An 8,933-nucleotide genomic window follows, 5' to 3' on the forward strand; every position below is an offset into this window, starting at 1 on the left:
GTGAGAAATGAGGAGGTGACAAAATGAAAAAAAGAATGATGAAAATCTGTTATATGATGACTTTGGCAGCGGTACTCTGTACTTCGGGAACAATAGGTGCGACCGGAATCAAATCTGTATATGCAGCGGAAAATGAAGTACAGGGAAGAGCAGCAACTACAAATGGAATTTTGAATCTTAATAATGGTCCTGCAAGTATTACGATCAAAGGAAATGACGGACAGAGTCTGAAAGGAAAAAGATTTCTGGTATATCAGTTATTTCAGGCAGAAAATGCGAAAGGAATGGAATCCATTAATTACACGTTTAATCCGGAATACAAGAAATTTGTCTGTTATATCGTGGGACAGCGGATTCATAAGGATGAGAGAAATGTAACAGAGTATGATGTGATCGATTATATTCAGTCTCTGAATACGCATCAGACAGAAGGGGCGCAGACCGCTCAGGAAAAGGAAGGAGCATACAGTGAATATCGTGTTTTTGTAGAAGAATTAAGAACCCATCTACAGAGAAATGGAAAAACAGGTCAATCTGTTGAAGTGACAAGTACAAAAGCGGACAATTCATTTGAAATTAAGGGATTACCATACGGATATTATATTATCGATGAGGTGACAGCAGTAAAAGGAACGAATTCAGCAGCCTCTTTGTGTATGGTAAGTACAGCTAATCCGGAAATGAACCTCAACATAAAATCAGACTATCCGGTTGTGACAAAAAAGATCCGGGAAGATGATGAGCAGGATAAAGTTGGAAATCAGGGATGGAATGATTTGGCTGATTTTGAGATCGGGCAGACTGTGCCATATCGGTATGAGTCAAATATGCCTGATGTTAACGGATATAACAATTATTATTACGCATGGCATGATGTGATGAGTGAAGCACTTACTTTCAAAAAGGATTCTGTTGCCATCCGGATTTATGAAAATTCAAATGCAGGAAATTATTATGAATTGAAAGAAGACGAATTTGAAGTAAAGGAAGCTCCGGGAGGAGGAGATACGTTTCAGGTTGTTGTTTCTGATATGAAAAAAATCATAGACAGAGAGTTTAATCGTAAAAATGAAGCAGGAGAAAATAAATATGGACAGAAAATAGTGCTTACCTATCAGGCAACATTGAATGAAAAGGCAGCGAAAAATACAGGACGTCCGGGATTTGAAAATGATGTTCGGCTGGAATTTTCAAATGATCCGGATTCAGCGGTGAGAGGAAGTACAGGATATACACCGTGGGATACAGTTGTTTGTTTCACTTATAAAATCAATGCATTGAAATCAAATAACCATGGACAAAGTCTGGAAAATGCCAGGTTCAGACTTTATTCTGACGCTGGATTAAAAAATGAAGTATATGTAAAACAGGGAGAAGGTGGGTACATTGTAATTAACCGGGACAGTCTTGGAGGAAACGACCATACAGGTGGAAAGCAGCCGGAAAATGCGGTGGAGATGAAATCCGGTCAGGATGGAACCTTTATGATCTATGGATTAGATAGTGGCACCTATTATCTGAAAGAAACAGAGGCACCGGCAGGATACCGTCTGCTGACAGAGCCGATTGTGTTAAATATAAAAGCAAGTTTTCCAAATGATAGAAACGCATATGTAAAAGGAGACGGAAAAACAGACAAAGGATTGAAAAAACTGGAGACATCTGCGCAGATCAAAGAATTTATTAACGGAAACTGGAAAGAATCAGAAATCAGTCTGACAACAAATGAAGGCGAAGGATCTGCTAATCTAACAGTAATTAATACAGTTGGAAAAAAACTGCCGGTAACAGGTTCTTCAGCAGCTGTTATCTGTATTACAACCGGAAGTGTTCTTGTTCTTGCAGGAGCAATGAGAAGAAACAGAAAAAATGCAAAGGAAAAACAATAGATTACAGTCAGATCTTTTACTATGGATAGGAGTTCTTTTGTGTAGTATACCTCTTTTGACTGGCTGGTATAGTCAGAAGAAAACACAAAATGTGTTGGCAACATATGAACAGATTGTGGAACAGACAACAGGAGATGAAATTGAACAATTAAGGAATCAGGCTGATGAATATAATAAAAAGCTTTGGGCAGAATCGAAAGGAGTCAGGGAACAAAGCGAGCCTGACCAGATGGAAGAGTATGAAGGTCTGTTAAATGCCGAAAAAATACAGACAGGAATGATGTGTGTACTGGAAATTCCGTCAATAGATCTCAGGCTTCCGGTTTATCATGGAACCAGCGAGGCAGTACTTAAGGAAGGTGTAGGGCATTTGATGGACAGTAGTCTTCCGATAGGGGGAGAAAATACGCATTGTGTGATGACGGGACATCGTGGGCTTGCAAGTGCGAGACTTTTCACTCGTCTGGATGAATTAAAGGAAGGCGATGAGTTCTTTCTGGAAGTACTGGGAGAAAAACTCGCATATAAGGTAGAAGAAATAAATGTAATCTTACCAGAAGAGGTAGAAAGTCTGGAAATCAGACCGGGAGAAGATCTGGTTTCGCTTGTCACATGTACCCCATATGGAATTAATACCCATCGGTTAGTGATTACTGGAAAGCGGGTTGTGTATGAAGAGAAAAAAGAAGAGAAAATCAAAAAGAAACGTCCATCTGTTAGAGAAATGATCTTCACAATGATTCCAATTCTCTTTTTGGTATATGTTGTGATTGAAAGAATAAAAAGAAAGCGAGAAAAAAGAAATTGTGAGGGAAAGAGAAAAAGAAACAGAAACCAGAAAAGGAAATGTAAGCACTACAGGAGAAAGAAACGTAAAAGAAAGAAAAGCAGGAGACAAAAAAGAAAGATGCAAAAGACGGCAAAATGGGAAAATCAAATGCGGAATTCTTCTTTTGATATGTTTTCTGGTGGTAGCAGTAAAGACCCCGGCGTTTGCAGAAACAGAAACAGGAAATATAGAAATCTGTATTGCAGATACCGGAGAACAAATTAAAAGAGAAGGTGTTACATTCCAGTATTCCAAAGTGGCATCTCTTGTTGATGGTGCTTACGAGATGGAGAAAAGATATGAAGATAAAGGCGTGGATCTCAATGAGGTAAGGTATGCCAGAGAACAGGAAGAGCTGGCGCGGACTTTGAGTAAATATCATTATAGTGATGGATTGTGCAGGACGGATTGCGATGGAAAAGCAACCCTTACGAATCTGAGGGAAGGAGTTTATCTGATCTATGTCGAAGATGAATCAGAATACGAGGTTCAGCCGGTCCTTGTCCAGCTGCCAAAATGGGAAGAGGACAAAGGGGCAATGAACTGGAATGTCAGGGTATGTCCAAAACAAACGATAAGGGAAGAGGCTGCAAAGACCGGAGATTCACAACAGGCAGGTGCATGGGCAATACTTTGTCTTGGGGCAGGGATATTAATTCTTCTGCTTGCAGTGAAAAAAGAATAGTTACTGTTCACACGGGAGTGAACAGTAACTTATTTGCCACTTTACATTTATACAGAATTGTGCTAGGATAAAAAAGGTTGTTAGCTGTACGAAATTAAATTTTCCCACTAACAACCGAGATGCGTCTGTAGCTCAGTGGATAGAGCGATGCCCTCCGGAGGCATGTGCGGCGGTTCGACTCCGCTCAGACGCTATAAGATATATAGGATAAAAAAGTCCTGTTATTTCAGCACATTCAGATGGCTGAGAATAACAGGATTTTTTCATATAGTTTTTTATTCACAATCTGCAAGGATGTGGTCTTTCATTTCAGGATCAAACCGGTTGTTTCTTAGCATTTCAATCTCATACTTATAAGGGGCATAAGATTTCTTTGCTTTTGTTACAGAAGGAATATAAGGAGTCTCAAGGATCTTCGGTACAGATTCGAAATCCGGGTGATGGACAATTGTAGAAATTGCATCAAAACCGATTTCTCCAAAGCCGATATTTTCATGCCGGTCTTTCGCGGCTCCTGGAATATTTTTGCTGTCATTGATATGGAAGACGGCAATCTGATCTTTTCCAAGCAGACGGTCAAAAGACTCCATAACATCATCAAAATGATGGATGATATCATATCCGCTGTCGCTTGTATGACAAGTGTCAAAGCAGACTCTCAATTTATCATTCTGGACAACTCCATCATAAATCCGGGCAAGTTCTTCAAAATTCCGTCCGATTTCTGATCCCTTTCCGGCCATTGTTTCAAGGGCAATACAGCAGTCAGTCTCAGCAGTGAGAACTTCATTGAGTCCTTTGATGATCTGTGCAGTTCCGATTTCGACACCGGCACCTACATGAGCACCCGGATGAAGGATCAGAGTGTGGCTTCTGCAGGCAATCGTGCGGTCGATTTCTTTTGCCAGAAATTCTACGGCAAGAGAGAACGTCTCTGGTTTTACTGAATTACCGAGGTTGATGATATAAGGTGCATGAACGACAATTTCATCAATTCCGTGTTCTTTCATATATTCCCATGCTGGTTCGATATTCAATTCACTGATTTCTTTTCGGCGGGTATTCTGTGGGGCTCCGGTATAAAACATAAATGTATTGGCACCGTAAGAAGCGGCTTCTTTCGCAGAACCAAGAAGCATTTCTTTTCCACTCATGCCAACGTGTGAACCTAATTTTAACATTGTTGGATATCCTTTCTGTCTGATGTTATATCATACAGGATGTAGAAACTGTATGTGTAAAGCTGTGGTTACATTATAAGTATTGGTTATTTTTATGTCAATTGGTTTCGGGGGCAGTCCGGATCAATTTGAATCGTTGCCGTTACTGTTCATAGTAACGCTTGCTGTTCTGTTGGATACATGATAGAATAAATAGTGGCTGTTTGTCTCCAGAAAAGTTGGGAGGCAGACTTGTTTTAATAAAATTGCCGTCAGGCAGAAAAGACAAACGAAAAGTAAAGAGGAGTGTGAAACTTTGAAGACATTACTGGAAATGATCACAATAGAAATGAAAGAAGCGTTCAAAGCAGCAGGATATGATGAAGAGCTTGCAAGAGTTACGCTTTCCAACCGCCCGGATCTCTGTGAATATCAGTGTAATGGTGCAATGGCAGGTGCGAAGAAATATAAGAAGGCTCCAATCATGATTGCGAATGCAGTTGTGGAAGAACTTGCAGATAGCAAGTATTTTGCATCAGCAGAAGCGGTGAATCCGGGATTTATCAACCTGAAGCTGGCACCGGAAGTTGTTGCAGAGTATTTGAATGAGATGGCAGCAGATGAGAATCTTGGCGTTGAAAAAGAAAAGAATCCGAAAAAAGTTATTATTGATTACGGCGGACCGAACGTGGCAAAACCGTTGCATGTCGGACATCTTCGTTCTGCGATTATCGGAGAGAGCATTAAACGTATTATCCGTTTTAAAGGAAATGATGTAACAGGAGATATCCATCTGGGAGACTGGGGATATCAGATGGGCCTGATCATCACAGAGCTGAAAAAACGTAAACCGGAACTCCCGTATTTTGATGAGAGTTTTGAAGGAGCATATCCGGAAGAAGCACCATTTACGATCAGTGAACTGGAAGAGATTTATCCTACAGCAAGTGCTTATGCAAAAGAGCACGACGATTATAGAGAAGAAGCACTTCATGCAACTTATCTGTTACAGAATGGATATAAAGGATATCGTGCAATCTGGAAACATATTATGAATGTGTCTGTAACTGACTTGAAGAAGAACTACGAGCGACTGAGTGTAGATTTTGATCTCTGGAAAGGTGAAGCGGATGCCCAGGCATATATTCCGGATATGGTCGAGATGCTCAAGGAGAAAGGATTCGCACATTATGATGAGGGTGCGCTTGTAGTAGACGTTGCAGAGGAGACAGATAAGAAAGAGATTCCTCCGTGTATGATTCTGAAATCTGACGGAGCTGCGCTGTATGATACAACAGATCTTGCTACACTGGTAGAACGTGAGAAACTGTATGATCCAGATCAGGTGATCTATGTTGTTGATAAGCGTCAGGAATTGCATTTTGTGCAGGTATTCCGTTGTGCGAAGAAGACAGGAATTGTAAAACCGGAGACAGAACTTACATTTCTTGGATTTGGTACAATGAACGGAAAAGATGGTAAGCCGTTTAAGACAAGAGAAGGCGGTGTTATGCGTCTTGAGAATCTGATCCGTGAGATTGATGAAGAGATGTATAAGAAGATCATGGACAACCGTACAGTAGAGGAAGAAGATGCAAGACGTACAGCAGAAGAAGTTGGACTTGCAGCAATCAAGTACGGAGATCTTTCTAACCAGGCTTCTAAAGATTATATCTTTGATGTTGACAGATTTACTTCCTTTGAGGGAAATACAGGACCGTATATTCTTTATACAATCGTTAGAATTAAGTCTATCCTCAAAAAATATGCTGAGAATGGCGGAGTTCTTGACGGAACGATCAGACCGGCTGAGAATGATGCAGAGAAGTCTCTGATGCTTCAGGTAGTGAAATTCAATGAAGTGATCGATAATGTATATAAAGAGACAGCTCCTCATAAGTTGTGTGCATATATCTATGATCTTGCGAACGACTTTAATAAGTTCTATCATGAGACAAAGATTCTTGCAGAAGAAGACGAAGAGAAGAAGAAAGGTTATCTTGCACTTCTTACACTTGCGAAAAAAGTACTTGAGACCTGCATTGACCTTCTTGGATTTACAGCTCCGGAAAGGATGTAATACGAATTATGACAGAAAATGGATTGATGGATGGTACAAGAACAGAAAAACTGTTTTACAATGACAGCCATCTTTCAAAATTTACTGCAATGGTTCTGGAATGTGAGCCGTATGAGAAAAAGGAAGGATGCTATGCGGTAGAACTTGACCGTACAGCATTCTTTCCGGAAGGCGGCGGACAGTATGCAGATACAGGAAAACTGAAGGATGCGAAGGTATCTGATGTTCGGGAAAAGAATGGAAGAATTCTGCATATTACAGATCAGCCGTTTGAAGCAGGAGAGATTGTTGAAGGCGAGATCGACTGGGAGACCAGATTTATGAAGATGCAGCAGCATACCGGAGAGCATATTGTTTCCGGAATCGTGCATGCAAGATACGGTTTCAACAATGTTGGATTTCATCTTGGAACAGAAGATTGTACGATGGATTTTGATGGAGAGATATCAAAAGAAGCACTGCAGGAGATTGAACTTGAAGCAAATCGTGCAGTGTGGAAGAATCTGACAATCGAAGTGTCCTATCCATCCAAAGAAGAGCTGGAAGAACTGGATTACCGCAGTAAGATTGAGATTGAGGGACAGGTTCGTATCGTATCGGTTCCGGGATATGATATCTGTGCGTGCTGTGCGCCGCATGTTGAACGCACAGGAGAGATCGGTATGATCAAGCTTGTTAATATGCAGCGATACAAAGGCGGCGTTCGTGTGACAATGCTCTGTGGAAGCCGTGCACTTGCAGATTATGAGAAGAAGCAGGAACAGAACAGGAAAATTTCAGCGTTGCTCTGTGCGAAAGAATATGAGACAGCAGAGGCAGTGGGACATTTGAAAGAAGAGCTGGATTCTCTGAAACGGACACTGGTGGAGAAAGAACGCCAGCTTGTACACATCTGGGCGCAGTCTGTTCCGGAAGAAGAAAAAACGGTCTGTATGTTTTCAGAGGATATCAGTGCGGATGCCATGCGTCAGTATGTGAATGAAGTGCTTGAAAAAGAAAGAATTCTTTGTGCTGTGTTTTATGGAAATGATGTAGCGGGATACCGTTATGTGATCGGAAGCAGAACCCAGGATCTTCGTGTATTTTCCAAAATGTTAAATGCTGCATTCGAAGGACGGGGAGGCGGAAAGCCGGAGATGGTTCAGGGAACTGTAAAAGGTGAAGCCGGAAAGATCAGAGAGTGGATTCAGAAGATAGCGGAGGAATTGTCTTATGAAAAATGATCCGAGACGCTCCTTCTGGAGAGCTGCCGGTCCTCTACTTGGATTTTGGGGAATCCAGCTGGTGATGGAATTTGTGATTGAGTTTATAATCATTCTTCCTTTTATGGGGGAAGCATCTTCCAGGATGACACAAAGTGGAGAAGTTCTTAATTATCAGGAAATGATGAATAAGTACTATGAAGTGTTAAGTCCTGCGTTTGATAAAATCATAGGAGGTCAGATTGCGATTGCAGGTATTGCTACAGCAGCAACGTTGTTTCTGACAGTTACATTGTTTGTTATCGATCGAAAGAAAGAGCAGATTGCAGGGATACAGCGGATGGGGGTTCAAAAGCCACTGAAGAATTACTGGTCACTTCTTGTGATGGGAGTGATCGGAAGTATTGGTGCTACATGTCTGTCCGCTATGGCACAGGCTGTTTTGGTTGATTCGGAGTATATCCAGACCGCACAGAATATGTATTCAGCAGATTTTGTGGTCCAGATTATTGTATTTGGATTTGCAATTCCGATTGCAGAGGAATTTATGTTCCGCGGAGTGCTTTATCAGAGGTACCGGGAGACCAGAGGATTTTATTATGCGGCAATCTGGTCAGCGCTGTTTTTCTCAGTCACACACACCAACACGGTACAGATGATCTACACTTTTCTCTTAGGAATTCTTCTGTGCTATGTTTATGAGAAATTTGGTTCAATGAAAGCTCCGATTATGCTTCACATTGTTTTGAATCTGGGATCTTTGATCTTTACAGATATCGGAGTGTTTAACTGGCTTGCCAGAGAACCGTTTAAAATGGCAGCGGCAGTGATTATCAGCACATTTATCTGTGCAGCTTGTTTTGTGTGGATTCAGAGAAGCGGGGATCCGGTGAGTACTCAGAAAACAGAGGAATAATGAAGAAATACAAATGAAATAAATTGTACTGATAAAAATACAATCTTAAATTGTGCGCGATGAGGTGCGAAACCTTGTCGCGCTTTTTCTTTTTAATCTATTATTTTATCAAATAAAATCAAAGAAAAACAGAAATCTTAATATTAATATTATTTTTAATAAGAAAATCAAA

7 protein-coding genes and 1 tRNA gene are annotated in these 8,933 nt (G+C 40.8%); 7 read left to right on the forward strand and 1 reads right to left on the reverse strand.

The window, feature by feature from the left end; genetic code table 11:
• Positions 1 to 23: 23 nt before the first annotated feature.
• The 4 genes from DXB52_RS09470 to DXB52_RS09485 all read left to right on the forward strand — a co-directional run bounded on the left by DXB52_RS09470 (position 24) and on the right by DXB52_RS09485 (position 3,596).
• Complete coding sequence (locus DXB52_RS09470) at positions 24 to 1,889, forward strand: isopeptide-forming domain-containing fimbrial protein (RefSeq protein ID WP_118107087.1); 1,866 nt, start codon at positions 24 to 26, stop codon at positions 1,887 to 1,889.
• Positions 1,870 to 2,943 (forward strand): class C sortase, encoded by a 1,074-nt coding sequence (locus DXB52_RS09475; RefSeq protein ID WP_117961832.1) that lies wholly within the window; start codon positions 1,870 to 1,872, stop codon positions 2,941 to 2,943. Before DXB52_RS09470 ends, DXB52_RS09475 begins: the two co-directional genes overlap by 20 nt.
• A complete protein-coding gene (locus DXB52_RS09480) occupies positions 2,858 to 3,403 on the forward strand; it encodes a hypothetical protein (protein ID WP_117579722.1) in 546 nt (181 codons plus the stop codon). Before DXB52_RS09475 ends, DXB52_RS09480 begins: the two co-directional genes overlap by 86 nt.
• Before the next feature lie 121 nt (positions 3,404 to 3,524).
• Positions 3,525 to 3,596 (forward strand) — tRNA-Arg (locus DXB52_RS09485).
• Between the two features lie 82 nt (positions 3,597 to 3,678).
• Here the strand turns inward: DXB52_RS09485 and DXB52_RS09490 are convergent.
• The gene (locus DXB52_RS09490; protein WP_117542179.1) at positions 3,679 to 4,584 is read right to left on the reverse strand and encodes a deoxyribonuclease IV; all 906 of its coding nucleotides are present in this window, start codon (positions 4,582 to 4,584) and stop codon (positions 3,679 to 3,681) included.
• A 295-nt stretch (positions 4,585 to 4,879) separates the two neighbouring features.
• Here DXB52_RS09490 and argS point away from each other — a divergent pair, with 295 nt between their 5' ends.
• Genes argS through DXB52_RS09505 form a run of 3 tightly spaced genes read left to right on the forward strand, consistent with a single transcriptional unit; the run spans position 4,880 to position 8,761 of the window.
• The gene (gene argS, locus DXB52_RS09495) at positions 4,880 to 6,643 is read left to right on the forward strand and encodes an arginine--tRNA ligase (protein ID WP_117542180.1); all 1,764 of its coding nucleotides are present in this window, start codon (positions 4,880 to 4,882) and stop codon (positions 6,641 to 6,643) included.
• A gap of 26 nt (positions 6,644 to 6,669) precedes the next feature.
• Positions 6,670 to 7,866 (forward strand): alanyl-tRNA editing protein, encoded by a 1,197-nt coding sequence (locus tag DXB52_RS09500; RefSeq protein WP_472520070.1) that lies wholly within the window; start codon positions 6,670 to 6,672, stop codon positions 7,864 to 7,866.
• The gene (locus DXB52_RS09505; RefSeq protein WP_117961838.1) at positions 7,856 to 8,761 is read left to right on the forward strand and encodes a CPBP family intramembrane glutamic endopeptidase; all 906 of its coding nucleotides are present in this window, start codon (positions 7,856 to 7,858) and stop codon (positions 8,759 to 8,761) included. Before DXB52_RS09500 ends, DXB52_RS09505 begins: the two co-directional genes overlap by 11 nt.
• Positions 8,762 to 8,933 lie beyond the last annotated feature (172 nt).

Origin of the sequence: Ruminococcus sp. OM04-4AA (assembly GCF_003462585.1) — a bacterium.
Taxonomy (GTDB): Bacteria; Bacillota; Clostridia; order Lachnospirales; family Lachnospiraceae; genus Mediterraneibacter; species Mediterraneibacter faecis.